This is a genomic window from Arthrobacter sp. R1-13, assembly GCF_054161475.1.
Map to the genome: position 1 here is coordinate 4,138,398 of NZ_CP096420.1, position 16,274 is coordinate 4,154,671.

14 protein-coding genes and 1 pseudogene are annotated in these 16,274 nt (G+C 63.1%); 9 read left to right on the plus strand and 6 right to left on the minus strand.

Features of this window, described 5'->3' with window-relative positions:
• Nucleotide 1: 1 nt before the first annotated feature.
• Nucleotides 2-1,465 (minus strand): sensor histidine kinase, encoded by a 1,464-nt coding sequence (locus M1D88_RS19225; protein WP_458112321.1) that lies wholly within the window; start codon nucleotides 1,463-1,465, stop codon nucleotides 2-4.
• Complete coding sequence (locus tag M1D88_RS19230; protein ID WP_458112322.1) at nucleotides 1,462-2,208, minus strand: response regulator transcription factor; 747 nt, start codon at nucleotides 2,206-2,208, stop codon at nucleotides 1,462-1,464. The genes M1D88_RS19225 and M1D88_RS19230 overlap by 4 nt, the downstream gene beginning before the upstream one ends.
• 111 nt (nucleotides 2,209-2,319) lie before the next feature.
• Between M1D88_RS19230 and M1D88_RS19235 the strand changes: the two genes are divergently transcribed.
• The 5 genes from M1D88_RS19235 to mptB all read left to right on the plus strand — a co-directional run bounded on the left by M1D88_RS19235 (nucleotide 2,320) and on the right by mptB (nucleotide 7,091).
• Nucleotides 2,320-3,135 carry a methyltransferase domain-containing protein gene (locus M1D88_RS19235; RefSeq protein WP_458112323.1) on the plus strand — a complete coding sequence of 272 codons (816 nt, stop codon included), beginning with the start codon at nucleotides 2,320-2,322 and terminating at the stop codon, nucleotides 3,133-3,135.
• Between the two features lie 149 nt (nucleotides 3,136-3,284).
• On the plus strand, nucleotides 3,285-3,644 hold the full coding sequence (locus M1D88_RS19240; protein WP_458112324.1) for a YciI family protein: 360 nt from the start codon (nucleotides 3,285-3,287) through the stop codon (nucleotides 3,642-3,644).
• 29 nt (nucleotides 3,645-3,673) lie between these two features.
• Nucleotides 3,674-4,966, plus strand: a complete 1,293-nt coding sequence (locus M1D88_RS19245) for an RNA polymerase sigma factor (RefSeq protein WP_458112325.1) — start codon at nucleotides 3,674-3,676, stop codon at nucleotides 4,964-4,966.
• A gap of 128 nt (nucleotides 4,967-5,094) precedes the next feature.
• On the plus strand, nucleotides 5,095-5,325 hold the full coding sequence (locus tag M1D88_RS19250; RefSeq protein WP_458112326.1) for a hypothetical protein: 231 nt from the start codon (nucleotides 5,095-5,097) through the stop codon (nucleotides 5,323-5,325).
• A 167-nt stretch (nucleotides 5,326-5,492) separates the two neighbouring features.
• A complete protein-coding gene (mptB, locus tag M1D88_RS19255) occupies nucleotides 5,493-7,091 on the plus strand; it encodes a polyprenol phosphomannose-dependent alpha 1,6 mannosyltransferase MptB (protein ID WP_458112327.1) in 1,599 nt (532 codons plus the stop codon).
• Here the strand turns inward: mptB and M1D88_RS19260 are convergent.
• From M1D88_RS19260 to M1D88_RS19270, 3 genes are all read right to left on the minus strand, one after another.
• On the minus strand, nucleotides 7,088-8,410 hold the full coding sequence (locus M1D88_RS19260; RefSeq protein WP_458112328.1) for a glycosyltransferase 87 family protein: 1,323 nt from the start codon (nucleotides 8,408-8,410) through the stop codon (nucleotides 7,088-7,090). The two genes, mptB and M1D88_RS19260, sit on opposite strands and share 4 nt — an antisense overlap.
• Nucleotides 8,391-9,641: a glycosyltransferase family 87 protein gene (locus tag M1D88_RS19265; protein WP_458114580.1), complete on the minus strand. Its 1,251-nt coding sequence runs from the start codon at nucleotides 9,639-9,641 to the stop codon at nucleotides 8,391-8,393. Before M1D88_RS19265 ends, M1D88_RS19260 begins: the two co-directional genes overlap by 20 nt.
• Before the next feature lie 118 nt (nucleotides 9,642-9,759).
• Nucleotides 9,760-11,283: a SulP family inorganic anion transporter gene (locus M1D88_RS19270; protein ID WP_458112329.1), complete on the minus strand. Its 1,524-nt coding sequence runs from the start codon at nucleotides 11,281-11,283 to the stop codon at nucleotides 9,760-9,762.
• Nucleotides 11,284-11,560: 277 nt separating this feature from the next.
• Between M1D88_RS19270 and M1D88_RS19275 the strand changes: the two genes are divergently transcribed.
• Nucleotides 11,561-12,112, plus strand: coding sequence for a dihydrofolate reductase family protein (locus M1D88_RS19275; RefSeq protein ID WP_458112330.1), 552 nt, complete (start codon nucleotides 11,561-11,563; stop codon nucleotides 12,110-12,112).
• 70 nt (nucleotides 12,113-12,182) lie between these two features.
• The gene (locus M1D88_RS19280) at nucleotides 12,183-12,806 is read left to right on the plus strand and encodes a LysE family transporter (protein ID WP_458112331.1); all 624 of its coding nucleotides are present in this window, start codon (nucleotides 12,183-12,185) and stop codon (nucleotides 12,804-12,806) included.
• On the opposite strand, the pseudogene M1D88_RS19285 reads toward M1D88_RS19280, so the two are convergent.
• Nucleotides 12,796-13,468: pseudogene (locus M1D88_RS19285) on the minus strand (AMP-binding enzyme); the annotation flags it as partial. The gene M1D88_RS19280 and the pseudogene M1D88_RS19285 sit on opposite strands and share 11 nt — an antisense overlap.
• A gap of 80 nt (nucleotides 13,469-13,548) precedes the next feature.
• Here M1D88_RS19285 and M1D88_RS19290 point away from each other — a divergent pair.
• Together M1D88_RS19290 and M1D88_RS19295 are read left to right on the plus strand one after the other, a co-directional pair.
• The gene (locus tag M1D88_RS19290) at nucleotides 13,549-14,106 is read left to right on the plus strand and encodes a low molecular weight protein-tyrosine-phosphatase (protein WP_458112332.1); all 558 of its coding nucleotides are present in this window, start codon (nucleotides 13,549-13,551) and stop codon (nucleotides 14,104-14,106) included.
• A complete protein-coding gene (locus M1D88_RS19295; protein ID WP_458112333.1) occupies nucleotides 14,103-16,253 on the plus strand; it encodes a chorismate-binding protein in 2,151 nt (716 codons plus the stop codon). The genes M1D88_RS19290 and M1D88_RS19295 overlap by 4 nt, the downstream gene beginning before the upstream one ends.
• The last annotated feature ends 21 nt before the right edge of the window (nucleotides 16,254-16,274 follow it).

The following is a 16,274-nucleotide window of genomic DNA, read 5'->3' on the forward strand; positions in this document are numbered from 1 at the left end:
CCTAAACCGGAAGTGTCACCGTAAAGCGAGTGTTCGCGGGCTCGCTGGTGACACTGATGGTCCCGCCATTCGCGTGCACCAGAGCCTGAACAATGGCGAGTCCCAGCCCTGTGCTGCCGGTGCCGGATCGGGCTGTGTCGGCCCGGCTGAAACGAGTGAAGATACTGCCGAGGAAAGCGTCATCTATCCCTGGCCCGTTGTCCGAAACGGTCACTGTGGCTACTGAGCCCTCCTTCCGGACGGTTGTCCGGATGGTCGTCCCCGGCGGAGTGTGTTTGTGCGCGTTGGCGATGAGATTGATCAGCACCTGACGGATCTCAGACTCGACGGCGGTGATTTGCACAGGATCTTCCGGCAGGTCCAGAGTCCAGACGTGGTCCGGCGCGGACAGCTGAACGTCACTCGTCACCTCGACTGCCAGCTCCGTCAGATCCACTTCCGTTGGATCACCGCGCTGCCCTTCGTCAAGGCGGGCAAGGAGCAGGAGATCCTCCACTAGGGAAGACATCCGCTCGGATTCACTGGCCACGCGCTTCAAGGCTGCCTTGTCGGCGTCCTGGAGCCGGTCCCCCATCAGGACGAGCTCTGTGTACCCCCTGATGGACGTCAAAGGCGTTCGCAGTTCATGGCTGGCGTCAGCCACAAAACTCCTCACCCGGGTTTCGCTATCCTGCCGGGCTTTAAGGGCCCGGGTGACGTGGTCGATCATTTCGTTGAGAGCGATTCCCACCGTCCCCACTTCCGTGCCGGGTTGCGCCGCGGTGGGAGGAACGCGGACGTTCACGGCGACTTCCCCGGAAGCAAGCGGGAGCTCCGTCACGGAGGTTGCAACAGCGGACAATTCCTCCAGCGGCCGCAGCGATCTCCGGATGATCAGGGTGCCCGCCAGGCCTGTCAGGAGGACCCCGAACAGTGAAACGGCCGCTATGGTCCCGTCCAGGGAAGCGAGCGTACTGTCCCGGTCCGCCGTCGAGAGTCCTGTAACCAGGATCTTCCCTGTGTTCGGGACGATGGCGGAAACCAGCCGGTACCGGCCGCTGGACAGCACCATCTCCTTGGGCGGCGAATTAGGCGTCAGCCTGGACACAACCTCCAGGTCGGACGCAGTCAGCGGTTTGGTGCTGCCGTCGTCCTGCACGACGGCGGAAACCCTCGCGGCGCCGTCGTCGAACAAAGCATTTAAGGTGCCTGGGCGCTGCCCTCGGGCTTCTGAAGGATCCGGGACAGAGGGTCGCCGCGGCCCTCCGCCGGGCGGACGCACCACGCGCTCGGCAGCGGCCACGAGGCCGCCGTCCAGTTCACTTGTCAGGTAGGCGTTCATGGCAACATGGCTCACCACACCGATCGCCGCGCAGATCAACGTCAGCAAAACAAGGGTTGCCACAACCAGCTTGGTGCGAAGATGCCACGCCCTCCGCACCCCTGCCGCCGCCGTCTTTGGCCCCGGCTTGCTTGGCTGCGTCACTGGGCAGCCGGTTTGATGACGTACCCGGCACCGCGGACTGTGTGGATCATCGGAGGTTTCCCGGCGTCAATCTTCTTCCGTAAATACGAGATGTAGAGTTCAACGATGTTGGCCTGCCCGCCGAAATCGTAGTTCCACACCTGGTCCAGGATCTGGCTCTTGCTCACAACCCGGCGAGGGTTCTCCATCAGGAAGCGCAACAACTCCCACTGCGTTGCTGTCAGGGATATTTCGTCAGCGCCGCGGGTCACGTCCCGCGTCTCCAGGTTCAGCACGAGGTCACCGACAACCAGCTCGGCCGAATCGGAGGCGGCCACCCCGGACCGTTGAACGAGGCGGTGCAGCCGCAGCATCAGTTCCTCCATGCTGAACGGCTTCGTGACGTAGTCATCCCCGCCGGCAGCCAATCCGGAAATCCTGTCCTCAACCGCGTCTTTGGCAGTAAGGAACAGTGCGGGGATACGGGGAGCGAAGACCCGGATCTTGCGCAACGCCTCAAGTCCATCGGCTCTTGGCATCATGACGTCGAGGACCAGCACGTCCGGACGGAAATCCCGGGCAATCTTTACAGCGGACAGCCCGTCATTGGCGATGGCAACGCTCCAGCCGGCCATCCGCAGGCCCATCTCCACCAGTTCGGCGAGGCTCTTTTCGTCGTCGACAACGAGCGCACGGATGGGGCTTCCATCGGGATGCGCCAGGCGCGGCAGGTCGGAGAGGGAATGACGCGGACCTTCAGACATGGGTTCTCTTCCTTCATCCCTTGGATTTCCTCCTTCACTGTAAGCGCTGGGCCCACAATGTGATGTGCCGGGTTGCGCTCCTTTCGAAGGCACCGGGGGTAGCGTTTCACTATGAGTGCCGAGCAGCCTGACGACGTCTACACCCACGGCCACCACGAATCCGTCGTGCGCGCCCATGCGTCCCGGACTGCAGAGAACTCGGCAGCGTTCGTCATCCCCCATCTCGCCGCGGGCTCATCGGTATTGGACGTGGGCTGCGGCCCGGGAAGCATCACGTGCGATTTCGCCGCCCTGGTTGCCCCTGGCAAAGTGACTGGGCTGGACAGGTCCCCTGACATCATCGCCCAAGCCAGGTCGCTCGCCGCAGAACGCGGCGTGGAGAACGTCGAGTTCGTCGCCGGGAACATCTACGACCTTGACTTCGAAGACGGAACGTTCGACGTCGTCCATGCCCACCAGGTCCTCCAGCACCTGACCGACCCCGTGGAAGCGCTGCGTGAGATGAGGCGGGTGGCCAAACCCGGCGGGATCGTGGCGGTGCGCGACGCAGATTTCCACGGCATGAGCTGGTACCCCGCCATCCCGGAACTGGATGAGTGGATGGAGCTGTATCAAAAGATTGCCCGCCGGAACGGGGCGGAGCCGGACGCCGGGCGCAGGCTTGTTTCGTGGGCCCAGGCCGCAGGCTTCACCGACGTCGCGCCCAGCAGCAGCAACTGGCTGTACGCCACTGGTCAGCAGCGGCGCTGGCAGGCACGGGTTTGGAGTGAGCGGGTCCTGCACTCGGCCTTCGCGGAGCAGGCATTGGAGTACGGCTTCGCCCAGGAAGCCGACCTGACCCGGCTCTCCGCCGGGTGGCACCGATGGGGCTCCACTGACGACGGCTGGTTCCTGATCCCCAACGGTGAGGTCATCGCCCGGGCGTGACCCCGGGCCTGGCGGCGAGGCGAACGCCCGGCCCGAAACCGCATTCGAACTTTTCACAAAATGTCCCGGAGCATGTAGAGAACCAAGCTGCAGCTCCGACCTATCCATGAAGGCACCACCAACAGGTGCCGCTAACCAAGGAGCCAGAGATGAAATACATGATCATGATGTTCGGTTCGGGCGAAACCATGATGCAAACGGCCGATCCGGCATGGATCCAGGAAATGATCGGGTTCATGATCCAGATCGACAAGGACCTCACGGACTCCGGCGAGCTGGTGTTCAATGCCGGGCTGGCTGACGGCAGTACCGCGAAACTCGTCAAACAGACTGACGACGGCGTGATCACCACGGACGGTCCCTATGCCGAGTCCAAGGAATCACTCATCGGATACTGGGTAGTCGATGTGGCAAGCGAGAAACGTGCCATCGAGATCTGCTCCAGCATCGTCAAATATGCCGGCACCGTGGAACTGAGGGCCGTCCAGGACGGACCCCCGGATGTCTAGCCCCCGGTAAGGCGGGAAAGCCGAAACACGTGGAATTGGGAAGCCGTTCCCTGGAGGACCTGCTGCGCACCCTCGCGCCGCAGGTCCTCGGCGCGCTTGCCCGCCGCTACGGCCAGTTTGATGCGTGCGAGGACGCGGTACAGGAGGCGCTGCTGGAAGCCTCCCTCAGCTGGCCCCGGGACGGCATCCCGGATAATCCACGCGGGTGGCTGCTGACTGTCGCCGGGCGACGCCTGGTGGATCAGTGGCGCAGCGAGAGCGCCCGCCGGCGTCGGGAAGAAACCTTTGCCCTGGAATCTTCTGCATTGCAGGGTTCCGAAGCTGTGTCCAGGCCCGGGGAGCCTGCCTGGGAGCACCAGGAGTACGACGGCGGGGTGTCACCTGACGCCGATGACACACTGACGCTGCTGTACTTATGCTGCCACCCGGCACTTTCGCCGCCGTCCCAGCTTGCCCTGACCCTTCGTGCCGTCGGCGGCCTGACCACTGCTGAAATCGCCAGCGCCTTCCTGGTTCCCGAGGCCACCATGGCGCAGCCGATCAGCCGGGCCAAGGGAAGCATCACCGGTGCCGGTGCCCGGTTCGAGCCGCCGGCACCTGACGAGGTCATGGCGAGGACCGCCGTCGTCCAGCATGTCCTATACCTGATCTTCAATGAAGGGTATGCCGCGAGTTCAGGGCGTTCCCTGCAGCGCTCGGACCTGACAGGCGAGGCCATCCGACTTGCGCGTCTGCTGCTGGACGTCATCCCGGCAACATCACCGGCGAGGGGCGAAACAACCGGCCTGCTGGCACTCATGCTGCTGACGGATGCCCGAAGGTCAGCCCGCACGCTGCCCGACGGCGGCCTGGTGCCGCTCGCTGAACAAGACCGCAGTCTTTGGGACACCGCCCAGATCCGGGAAGGGGTTGGGCTCTTGACCAGCACGTTGGGCAAGGCCCCGGTGGGTCCCTACCAGCTGCAGGCGGCCATCGCGGCCATCCACGACGAAGCACCAACGGCCAAAGATACCGACTGGCCCCAGATCCTGGCGCTTTACGACGTACTGGAGCGGATCGCGCCAAGCCCGGTGGTCACGCTGAACCGGGCAGTAGCGGTAGCCATGGTGAAGGGACCGCTCGCAGGCTTGGCGGTGCTGGGCACTGTCGAGGCAGATCCACAGCTCGCCCGCAGTCATCGCCTTGATGCAGTACGGGCCCACCTTCTAGAACTGACCGGCGATGCCACGGGGGCGCGTGAGGCTTATCTCCGCGCTGCAAGCTCCACGGCGAACCTCTCAGAACGCCGGTATCTCGCCGCACGGGCAGCCCGGCTGGGCTAGGACTTGATTTCGCCCCTGGAACTCGAAGGGCTGGCAACCTTCACAGCCCCTGCTCAGCCCCATCAGGGTGCGTCCACAACCCACTGCTGAATGCTGATTACAGGCAGGCAAAGGATGGGAGGGCTGAGATGGGAAGGATCGTCCGGGCAACAGCCGGCGTGCTGCTCGCCCTGAGCATCGGAACGGGACTGACCATGCCAACCGCCTTTCCCGCCACCGCCAGCACAGGCCTCCACCTTGGCGGCGGCACACAGGCCAGCTCGCTCATCAATCAGACCGGCTGCGACGACGACGGCGGCCCTGATACGGAAAGTGAACTGACGGAAGGCGGCCAGGACAGCCACACTTCGGGGAGTTGAGCCCAGCGTTGACTCAGGGACCGAACGCGGCCGGCGTAATGGACGGCGTCGGGCTGTCAAATGACAGGGGCAGGCGGAGGCTCGGTGCTAACATGGAGCTGCGCTTGGGGGTCGTCTGAACCGCCTTCGCTGTCGGTTCAGCCTAGCCCATCCGAGAGTTCCCCATCATGATGTCCGCCAATTCGTCCAAGGGCACCGGAGGTCAGGTGGAGCACCAAGTAGAGGAGAGTCAGCCCTCCCGCTCCGGCACAGGGGAGATCCCCGTCGAGGCTCCTCCCCGCGCCTACTGGGCCATCCTTCAGGGTCTGGTGGGCTCCCTCATGATGTTCGTAGGATCCATCGGCACAGGATGGATCGCAAACGGTTCCCCGATGATCCGCCACCCCCTGGTGATTGCCCTCCGCACTGAAGGCTGGGGAGTCACCACCGCAACCCTGCTGCTCACGCTCGGCGCCATGATGCTGATGCGCTCCTGGCTTCGCCTCGGACAGCGGCTGGGGAATTGGGGGCCGGGATCGCTGAGATCGGTCGCCTGGGCTATCGCCGTCTGGTCAGCTCCCATGCTCTTTGCCGTGCCCATCTATTCCCGCGATGTGTACGCCTACACCGGGCAAGGGCGGCTGGTCCAGGAAAACCTCAACCCCTACAACACCGGCATCTCGGCCCTCAGTAACTGGTTTGCCCTCGGCGCTGACCCCGCTTGGGCCGAGGCCAGGACGCCCTACGGACCGTACTTTCTCTGGCTTGAGGGCCTGGTGGTCCAGATCACGGGAGCGCAGCCCGACTTCTCGGTTTTCCTGTTCCGCCTGATCGCCGTTGCCGGTGTGGTCTTATGCATGGTCTACATCCCCAAGCTCGCGCAGCTTCACGGAATCAACGGCGGCCGGGCCTTGTGGATAGCCGTGGCTAATCCGCTCTTCCTGATCAGTTTTGTGGCCAGCGCCCATAACGACGCCCTCATGGTGGGACTTGCCGTGGCCGGCACATACTTCGCGGCCACCAACCGCGGTCTGTGGGGTGTCCTCCTGGTCACGGCCTCCATTGGTATCAAGCCCATTTCCATAGTTCTCCTGCCCTTTATTGGCCTGCTTTGGGCGGGCCAGGCCGCGGGCTGGGGGCGGAAGTTCTGGTACTGGTTCCTGACAGCCGCCATCAGCTTCGGCGTGCTGGCAGTGAGCGGCCTGCCGTTCGGGCTTGGTATGGGCTGGGTTTCGGCCATCACGGATCCGACGCCAGGTTACACCGGCTATTCACCTTCAGGCTTCCTCGGCCAGCAGGTGGAGGGCCTGGCCAATGCGTTGGGGCTCGACGGCGGAATGCTGGCCTCGGGATTACGGTCACTGCTCAAATGGGCCGGGGTGGGCCTGGTTGTCCTGCTGATGTTCAGGGGAGACCACTCCAGGCTCATCCGGAGGATGGCTCTGGGCTTCGCCGCGATCGTGGTGCTTTCGCCGATCATCCAGCCCTGGTACGTCCTCTGGTTCATCCCCCTGCTCGCTGTAACGGGCATCCGGGACGACTGGCAGATCTGGACCGTCTACGTCATCATCACGTTCTTTGTGGTGTTCGGTGCCCAGGACCAGCTCTCGGTGTGGGGATTCGTTGAGTTGGACTACCAGGCCTCCACCCTGGCCTTCTTCGTCGCCCTGGCCTTCGTCCTTTATCTGCTGTTCATAGACAAGAAAACGCGGAAGCTCCTGGTAACGCCGGCCGCCAGGGCAGCGCTGCTGTCCCGCCAGCGCCGCCCCGAGGACATTCCAAGCTAGTCCTGCGAGCGTCCCGCAGTGGCGGCTTCGACTGGCCGTCCCTTGCGGGCCGCCAACTCCAGCGTGCGTTGTACAGACCAGTACAGGAGAACCACCAGGAGCACGTTCCGCGCCGTAAGGACCAGGGCAATAAGCGGGTGTCCGTGGATCAGCGGTGTGTAGAACAAGGGATAAATCACGAAGGTGAGCGCTGCTATGGACATCAGCAGGGCGCCGGGCACCTTCCAGCGGTTCCAGTCATGGCTGAGGCCCGCGACCACCACCGGAGCGAGCCAGATGATGAACTGCGGTGAACCCACCTTGTTGAAGACGATGAACGCCGCCGTCATCATGAGCGCACCTTCGAGGAACAGCTCTTCGCGCTCTGCTCCCCTGTGCAGGGCCCACATCAACAGGACAGCAGCGGCCGCCGCGGCCACGAGGAACAGAGGCTGCATCAGAACGGCTGCGATGGAAACCCCGGGGCCATACACCTCCGAGGAGTTGATGGCCACGTTGTCCGCAATTTTTGCGTCGCCGATGTTCAGGACGCTCAGCCAAAGCCAGGGAGTGGAAAATGTGGCCTCGAGCTGCATGCCCCGCTCGCCTTGGTTGGTGAGGAAATCGAACAGGTGGCTGATGCCGCCGGCCCAATACGTACCCACCACTACGGCTGCGCTCACGGCAATACCGGCGGCGATGATTTTCACGCGATCCCTGCTGGCAATCAGGATCGGCAGCAGGACTGCCGCCGGAGAGACCTTGATCCAGGTGGCTATGCTGAGCAGAACGGTGGCAACCGCGGGCCTGCGGGCCGCGAAGAGCAAAGCAATCAGGACGATGGGCGCAGTGATTCCCTCCACACGGGCGAAGCTGAGGTATCCCATGAACACGGTAAAGCCCAGCCACCACCAGGCTGGAGCAATTCCCTCAGGACGTCTGCCGCCGCGGATCAGGTAAGCCAGGGCCATTGCATTGAGGGCCGTGATCATCAGCGTCCACACCAGCAGGTACTGGTCCGGCCCGGCGATGTTGGAGAAGTAAATGGGCAGCTGCGCCAGCGCGGGGTACACCCAGGGGCTGATGGACGCCTCACCGTTTCCGGGGTTGGCACCGTTCACGGCCCATTCCCGGTACTGCAGCGTGTCGCTGAACATCTCGTCCTTGAGAATGAAGGACATCATCCAGCCCAGGAAATAGAGATGGACAACCGCGAAGCCCCACCAGACGGAGGAAGGCCTGCTCAGCCAGTTCACCGCAGCCGGTGTGAGGACCTTGTCACGAAGGCGTGTCAGTCCGTGGCCAACCCTTTGCAGCATGTCAGCGGGCCTCGGCTTCATCGGCAACTTCACCCTCAGGTGCATGCTTGCTCAGACGGTAGAGACGTCGCACGGACCAGCAGAAGAGAACCACCAAAAGGACGTTACGGATGGTCAGAACCAGCGCCATCAGAGGGTTGTTGTGACTCAAGGCATCATAGAAAAGCGGATAGATAAAGTAAGTGGTCACAGCGATGGCGATCAGAATGGCCGCCGGCACCCGCCACTGGATCCAATGACTGGCCAATCCCACCGCAACAGCAGGAGCCAGCCACACCATGAACTGGGGTGATCCCACCTTGTTGAAAACCACAAAGGCAGTGGTCATGGTGAGCGTTCCGACCAGCAGGAGTTCGCTGCGGTCCGACACCCCGATGCGGTTTCCAGCGTGCAGTGCCCGGAAGATCAGCACTGCGACCAGGACGGCAGCAAGGGCAAGCAAGGGCTGCATGAGGAAGGACATGATCTCGGTCCCGGGACCATCAACCTGCATGGAGTTGATCTCGGTGTTCATGTACATCCGGGAGCTGCCCGTATTCAGTACGCTCAGCCACAGCCACGGCGTGGTGAAGGTGGCCTCGAGCTGCATGCCCCGATCCCCTTGCGCGGTCAGGAAATTCAGCAGCTTGGGGGCAACGCCAAACACTATTCCGCCGCCAACGGCAACAGCTGTCACCAGAACTCCGGCAGCCAGCACGTGCAACCGGCGCTTGGCGACGGTGAGCAGAGTCAGGACAACGGCAGCAGGCCACACCTTGATCCAGGTGGCGATGCTGAGGAGCAGAGAGGCCGCGAAGGGGCGGGTGACTCCGAAGAGAAGTGCGCTCAGAACCAGCGGGGCCGTTAAACCATCCACGCGGGCGAATCCCAGGAAGCCCATGAGGAAGATGAAGCTGAGCCACCACCAGGCGGCGGGGAGGGCGGCGGTGTTCTTGCCCCATTTGGTCAGGTGCCCAACCGCGAGCGCGTTGAGCGCGATGATCATCAGCACCCAGATGAGCAGGAACGGCCCGGGCCCGGCCATGCCGGCAATAGCGATGGGGAGCAGGGCCAGAATCGGGTACACCCACGGGCTGGGCAGCCCGGCCAGGTTCTCTTCGCGGAACCCTCCGGCGGCCCAGTCGCGGTAGATGTTGGTGTCGCTGAAGGCCTGGCCCTGGAGCACGAACGTCAACATGTACGCCAGGAAGAAAAGGTGGACAACAACATAGCCCCACAGCAGGCCTGAGGGCGTGTTCAGGCGCCGCTCCAGCTTTTCCGGGATGAGGGCTTTTCTGCAGCTTGTCAGGGCACCGAAGAACCGTTCGGTCCTGGCAGAACCGTGCGGACCCTTTGCGGGCTGCGTATCCGGGGAGGTCACCGGCCCTCGATTAGTTTCCGGCACCGAGTTTTCCTTTGAGTCGTTCCCGCATGAGGGTACTGGCGTCATTGAGGCCGATGATCTTCACGTCCTTGCCGTGCTTGTGGTACTTGTCGGTGATGGCGTCCAGGGTGGCGATGGTAGAGGCATCCCAGAGGTGCGAGGCGTGCATATCGATAATCACGCGTTCCGGATCCAGGGCGTATTCGAACTGGGTATAGAGGTCGTTCGAGGAAGCGAAGAAGAGCTCGCCGTCCACAACGTAGCTCGCCGTCTCCTGCCCGTTGATGGTGGTGACAGTCCGCTCGACGGTGACGAAGTGGGCCACTCGGCGGGCAAACAGCACCATGGCCACCAGGACTCCGACGCCGACGCCGATGGCCAGGTTGTGGGTGGCGACGACGACGATGACAGTGGCAACCATGACCAGGGTTTCGCTCCGGGGCATCATCTTCAGCGTTCGGGGGTGGATGCTGTGCCAGTCGAAGGTGGCCCAGGAAACAAAGATCATAACGGCTACGAGTGCGGCCATCGGGATCACGGCTACGACGTCACCGAGGGCGACCACCAGGATGAGCAGGAAGACACCGGCCAGGAAGGTCGAGATCCTGGTCCGCGCGCCCGAAGCCTTGACGTTGATCATGGTCTGGCCGATCATCGCGCAGCCGCCCATGCCCCCGAAGAAACCGGTAACGATGTTGGCGACTCCCTGTCCCCACGCTTCGCGGCTCTTGTGTGAGCGGGTGTCCGTGACGTCGTCGACGAGCTTGGCTGTCATGAGCGATTCCAGCAGGCCAACGAAAGCCATGGCGAGGGCGAAGGGGAAGATGACCTGCAGGGTCTCGAGGCTGAAGGGCACATTCGGGATCAACAGCGACGGCAGGGATGCTGGCAACGCACCCTTGTCCCCGACAGTGGGCACCTCCACCGAAGCTACTACCGCAATGAGCGTCAGAACCACTATGGCAACAAGCGGGGCCGGCACCGCCCTGGTCAGTTTCGGTAGCCCGAAGACAATCACGAGGCCAAGGGCAACGAGGGGGTACACCAGCCACGGGACGCCCAGCAGATCCGGTACCTGCGACATAAAGATCAGGATGGCCAGGGAGTTGACGAATCCCACCATCACGGACCGGGGGATGAAGCGCATCAGTTTTGCCACCCCGGACAGCCCCAGGACAATCTGGAAGATCCCGGCAAGGATGACGGCTGCAATCAGGTAATCGACGCCGTGGGACTTGACCAAGGGCGCAATCACCAGGGCTACGGCGCCGGTGGCAGCGGAGATCATGGCGGGACGGCCGCCGACGAAAGCGATGGTAACGGCCATCGTGAACGACGCGAACAGGCCGAGCCGGGGATCAACGCCTGCAATGATGGAAAACGCGATTGCTTCCGGAATCAGGGCCAGGGCCACCACCAGCCCGCCCAGAACTTCCGTCTTGAGCCTGCGCGCGGACAGAAGCGTCCCCCGGACGGACTGAAGCTGTTCGGGAGTGAGGGCCAGGACCGTGTGGTCCGTACTAACGGCCATGACTGGCTCCATCCGTGGTCTTGAAGAAGCGCTGGAGCGCCCTCTAATTGTTGAAGAATCGAGCGGTGCGGCACAGCACCGGGGCACGGGAAGAGGGGCAGTCTGCCTTCCGGAATCCGCCCATGCCTTATAAAGGCTAACCCAGCGCCAGGGGAGGGCTACAATCCAGCCCCCGCCATATGGACCGATATTTTCTTCCCCGAATGGTTCCCCCTGCACCGAAGCGTCTATAGGGTGCAAGAACAATCCACTACCGAGTCCTCCAGGGAGAACCTCAATGCGCAAATTGTCAGCCGGCCTTTTTTACTCCCTCGACGGCGTTGCTCAGTCCCCAAACCTGTGGCAGTACGACAGTTTCGATGATGAGCTGGGCGCCGGACTGGACAGCATGATGCAGAGCGTAGACGCAGGCATTCTGGGCAGGGTGAGCTATGAGGAATGGGCGGGCTATTGGCCTAACGCCAGCCAAGATCAGGATTTCGCCGGCTTCATCAATTCCCTGCCGAAGTTTGTGGCGTCCAGCACTCTTCCGGACCGGCTGGAGTGGGAGAACTCTCAACTGATCCAAGGGCCGCTGGAGGACTTCGTCCGGCAGCTGAAGGAAACCGAAGGCGGCGACATCAACGTGTTCGGCAGTATTTCCGTAGTGCGGCAACTGCTTTTCGCCGGCTTGCTCGACTCGCTGACGCTGATGATCCACCCCGTGATTGCGGCAACGGGCAAGCACCTCTTCGAGGAAGGCGATCCCGTCACAAGGCTGGAACTTCAGGACTCGCAGCGGACCAGCAAAGGCAACATGATCCTGAGCTACGGCCTCCGTTCCAGCTGACTGGACGGCAAGGACAACCGCCCCAAGTAGGACAGTCCGGCTACCGCGAAGTGGCCAGTAAACTTGACTGATGCAACCTTCCCTGTGGCTCGCGCTCGCGGGCACCGGAGTCCTCATCAGCCTGACGCCCGGTGCGGGGGCCATCAACACGATGAGCAACTCGCTGAACTCCGGCTTCCGGCGTGCCATCTGGGGAATCTTGGGCCAGCAGGCCGCGCTGATCATTCAAATCCTGCTTGTGGCCTTGGGCGTGGGCGTGCTGGTGTCCGGGTCCCCGCTGCTGTTCAACGTCATCCGGTATGCAGGCGCCGCCTACCTCGTCTACCTGGGAATCCGGCAGTTTATGCACAAGCCGGACCTGGACCAGACCGTCGTCGAGTCCCTCCGGAACGAGCCCGCTGCCTCCATGTTCCGGCGCGGCTTGTGGGTGAACATGCTCAATCCGAAGGCGATCGTCTTCTTCCTGGCTTTTATGCCGCAGTTCATCCGACCTGAACAGCCCCTGGTTCCGCAGTACCTGGTGCTGGCCGTAACCATTGTGCTGATCGACGTCGTGGTGATGTGGTTCTTCTTTGCCGCGGCCGCCGCCTGGTTCCATCGTTTCACTCAAAATGCCCGCGGACAGACCATCCTGAACCGGGTTTTTGGTGTGCTGTTCGTTGCAGTTGGCGTGATGCTGGCGCTCATCCACTAAAGGATGAACGCAGTGCGGCCTTGCGGATCTTTCCGCTCGCCGTCCTCGGCAGATCGTCCACGAAGATCACTGATTTCGGGATCTTATAGCGGGCCAGCCTGCCTTCAAGGTGCTCCCTAAGCTCGTCCTCGCTGAGGTGCGTATCCTCGCGTAGCACCACCACAGCCCTGGGCACCTCGCCCCACTTGTGATCCGGGATACCAATCACTGCCACGCTGGAAACTGCGACAAGCTCGAGGATGGCCTGTTCCACCTCTGCCGGGTAGATGTTCTCTCCGCCGGAAATGATCATGTCCTTGAGCCTGTCGGAGATGAAAAGGAATCCGTCCGATCTGAACCAGCCGCCGTCGGTAAAGCATTCGGCAGCTGCCTCCGGCCTGTTCCAGTACCCGGGGATGACGTTGGGCCCTTTTATCTGGATCTCCCCCACCTCACCTGCGGGGACCACGACTCCCATGAGGTCAGCGATCCGGATGTCGGTGAAGAAATGCGGCAGGCCCGAAGAACCGGCTTTCTCCCGGGAACGGTCCGCCGGAAGGGTGTGGTTCCGGGTGCTGTTCGGTCATGCCGTAGCCGTTGGAAAACCGCAGGCCGCGCGCCTCATAAGCCTCCAGCACCCGCATGGGCACTGCAGACCCGCCGCAGGTGAGCTTTGCCAAAGTCAAAGGCAACCCAGCACCGATCTGCACAGACCTTCCTTGCGGGCTAGCCAAAGCGGAAACGCTGCAGCATGCTTAGCTGCATGTCCCCGTCGTCGAACCCCTACCGGATCATTGCGGTTTGCACCGGCAACATCTGCCGATCCCCCATGGCTGAACGGATGCTCGCAGACGCCTTCGCAGCAGCCGGTCTCAGCGACGTCGTTGTTGTGGATTCCGCCGGTACGACGGCCTATGAATCAGGCCGTCCGGTTGATCCCCGCGCTGCCCGGATTCTTGCAGCCCGTTCGATCGACTCAAGCGGGCATCGGGCAAGGAAATGGCAACAGGAGTGGTTCGCTGAGCGCCACCTCATCCTGGCCTTGGACGTCGACCATTACGGCTGGCTCCTGGAAGCGGCGCCAGACGAGGAATCCCGGGCCCGGATACGGATGCTGCGCTCCTTCGATCCGGTGGTGGCCGACGGCGACAATCTGGACCACGGCATTGACGATCCCTGGTACGGAGGCCAATCCGATTTCGAAGAGACCTGGCGACTTATCCAGGCCTCTGTGCCCGGAATTGTTGAGCATGTCAGGGCCCAGCTCCAGCTCCAGAAGCACCAGGACCCTCCGGAGCAGCAGGTACGCTCTATTCCATGAGCCCCGCACCTGTCATCATCGCCATCGACGGGCGGTCCGGAGCAGGCAAAACAACCATCGCCATCGAACTGGCAGCGCGTTTGCGTGCCCATCACAAGGTCTCCCTTTTCCACCTCGAGGACATCTATCCGGGCTGGAACGGGCTCGCGGCCGGAGTGGAACGCTACATCACCACCGTGCTCGCCCCCTTGCGAAGCGGACAGGCCGCCGAATGGGTGACGTGGGATTGGGAAAAGCACTACGACGGCGACGTCAGAGTCACGCTTCCCGCTGAAATTGTGATCGTCGAAGGTGTGGGAGCGGCCTCTGACGCGGCCCGGCCCCTTTTGGACGCAGTGGTCTGGGCAGAGGCCCCCGACGACGAACGCCGCGCACGCGCCTTGTCCCGTGATGGAAGCACTTATGAGCCGTACTGGGATCTCTGGGCGGCGCAGGAAGTCGAGTGGCTGGCCGCGGATGCGGTGCTGGACAACGTTGACGTGCGCGTGCTCAACCGGGCAGACGGCAACGCCCCGGGGGACGTCCTGCGGGCTCTTCAGTACCTGCCGTCCTGCTCCGGTGTGCTGTCGCCCGAGCTCTCAGCCCGCCGCGGCCTGAAGCTGCGAGCGCAACGGATAGAGGCAGAGCCCGACGCCCCTGCCCTCTACGAAACGCTGTACGGAGCCTCGACCAATGCCGTGTGGCTGGACTCTTCGGACGGCCCGGACCTTGCGCGGAATACCGGTCTTTCCGCAGACGCCGCCGGGGTCTCGCCTGCGGCCGGCCTCTCCCCGGAGGCGGAGCGTCCAGTCTCCCCGGCGGCGGAGCGCAGGCGGTTCAGTATTCTGGCCGACGACGGCGGCAGCCACGGCCAGTTGGCCATGCACCACAGCGGGATCACAACGGTACGCACAGGCTGCGCCACGGCGAGGATCGAGGGCCCCTTCTTCCGCTGGCTGGATGCGGCCTGGGGAAGCAGCATCGTTCCCGCTCCCGAGGGCTTCGGTGGTGAATTCACTCTCGGCTGGCTGGGCTATCTGGGCTATGAACTGAAGCGCGAGACCGGCGGAAGTGACGTCCCATCCCCCACACCGGATTCGGCCTTGATCTTCGCCGGACGTGCTGTGGTCCTGGACCACCGGGAGGGTTCCGTCTGGCTGTTCGCCCTTGAAGCGCCCGACGCCGCGGAATGGGTGTCAAATGCGGCGCACGCCATCGCGCTTGCCTCGGGGGCCGCGGGGAGCACTGCCGCAGGTGACGGTGCTGACGCAGGTGTCCACGCCGTCGAACTTTCCAAAGAACCAGGCGCAGGCGGCCCGGAATTCACTGCCCGGGACACTGAGGTGGATTACAAACATAAGATAGGGGTGGCCCAGCACGAGATTGCTGAAGGCAACTCCTACGAAATCTGCCTGACAACAGCCCTCCATGCACATGGGACCGCAGTGGATCCGTGGCGAAGTTACGTGCAGCTCCGGCAAAGGAATCCTGCCCCTTTCGGGAGTCTCCTGCGTTTCGGCAGCCTCTCAGTGGCCAGCACCTCACCGGAGCGCTTCCTCAGGATCACTTCCGTCGGCAGCATGCGGGCCGAACCCATCAAGGGCACGCGAGGCCGCTCATTAAATGCGGATCAGGACGCTGACCTTCGTGCCGATCTGGAATCGTCCCAAAAGGACCGGGCCGAGAACATCATGATTGTGGACCTGTTGCGGAACGACCTCAGCCATTTTGCCGAGCCCGGCAGCGTGACAGTGAGCCGCCTGTGCGTGGTGGAGAGCTACGCCACGGTCCACCAACTGGTGAGCACCATAGACGCGCAACTCCGGCCAGGGGCCTCCCGGGCCGAGGCGGTTGCGGCGTGCTTTCCCGCCGGCTCCATGACGGGCGCTCCGAAAATCAGCACCATGGCCATCCTCGACCGGCTGGAAGAGGCACCGCGCGGCGTGTACTCCGGTGCCATCGGGTACTTTTCCCTCAGTGGCGCCACCGATCTCGCCGTCGCCATCCGGACGCTGGTGATCACAACCGGCGGCGACGGCCGCGCCGAGCTCAGCCTCGGCGTCGGCGGTGCCATCACGGCCGATTCCTCACCGCAGGAGGAGTACGAGGAGATCCGGACCAAGGCGTACGGTGTGCTTTCCACGCTTGGGGCCCAGTTCCCCGGCTAAGCCTCCCCGGACGCAGGCAGG

What these genes read in the sequence shown, in the direction of transcription:
- M1D88_RS19250 (WP_458112326.1), top strand. Translation starts at nt 5,095, where the DNA reads ATGGGAAGGATCGTCCGGGCAACAGCCGGCGTGCTGCTCGCCCTGAGC.
- M1D88_RS19270 (WP_458112329.1), bottom strand. Translation starts at nt 11,283, where the DNA reads ATGGCCGTTAGTACGGACCACACGGTCCTGGCCCTCACTCCCGAACAG.
- M1D88_RS19235 (WP_458112323.1), top strand. Translation starts at nt 2,320, where the DNA reads ATGAGTGCCGAGCAGCCTGACGACGTCTACACCCACGGCCACCACGAA.
- M1D88_RS19295 (WP_458112333.1), top strand. Translation starts at nt 14,103, where the DNA reads ATGAGCCCCGCACCTGTCATCATCGCCATCGACGGGCGGTCCGGAGCA.
- M1D88_RS19280 (WP_458112331.1), top strand. Translation starts at nt 12,183, where the DNA reads ATGCAACCTTCCCTGTGGCTCGCGCTCGCGGGCACCGGAGTCCTCATC.
- M1D88_RS19260 (WP_458112328.1), bottom strand. Translation starts at nt 8,410, where the DNA reads ATGAAGCCGAGGCCCGCTGACATGCTGCAAAGGGTTGGCCACGGACTG.
- M1D88_RS19275 (WP_458112330.1), top strand. Translation starts at nt 11,561, where the DNA reads ATGCGCAAATTGTCAGCCGGCCTTTTTTACTCCCTCGACGGCGTTGCT.
- M1D88_RS19230 (WP_458112322.1), bottom strand. Translation starts at nt 2,208, where the DNA reads ATGTCTGAAGGTCCGCGTCATTCCCTCTCCGACCTGCCGCGCCTGGCG.
- mptB (WP_458112327.1), top strand. Translation starts at nt 5,493, where the DNA reads ATGATGTCCGCCAATTCGTCCAAGGGCACCGGAGGTCAGGTGGAGCAC.
- M1D88_RS19240 (WP_458112324.1), top strand. Translation starts at nt 3,285, where the DNA reads ATGAAATACATGATCATGATGTTCGGTTCGGGCGAAACCATGATGCAA.
- M1D88_RS19290 (WP_458112332.1), top strand. Translation starts at nt 13,549, where the DNA reads ATGTCCCCGTCGTCGAACCCCTACCGGATCATTGCGGTTTGCACCGGC.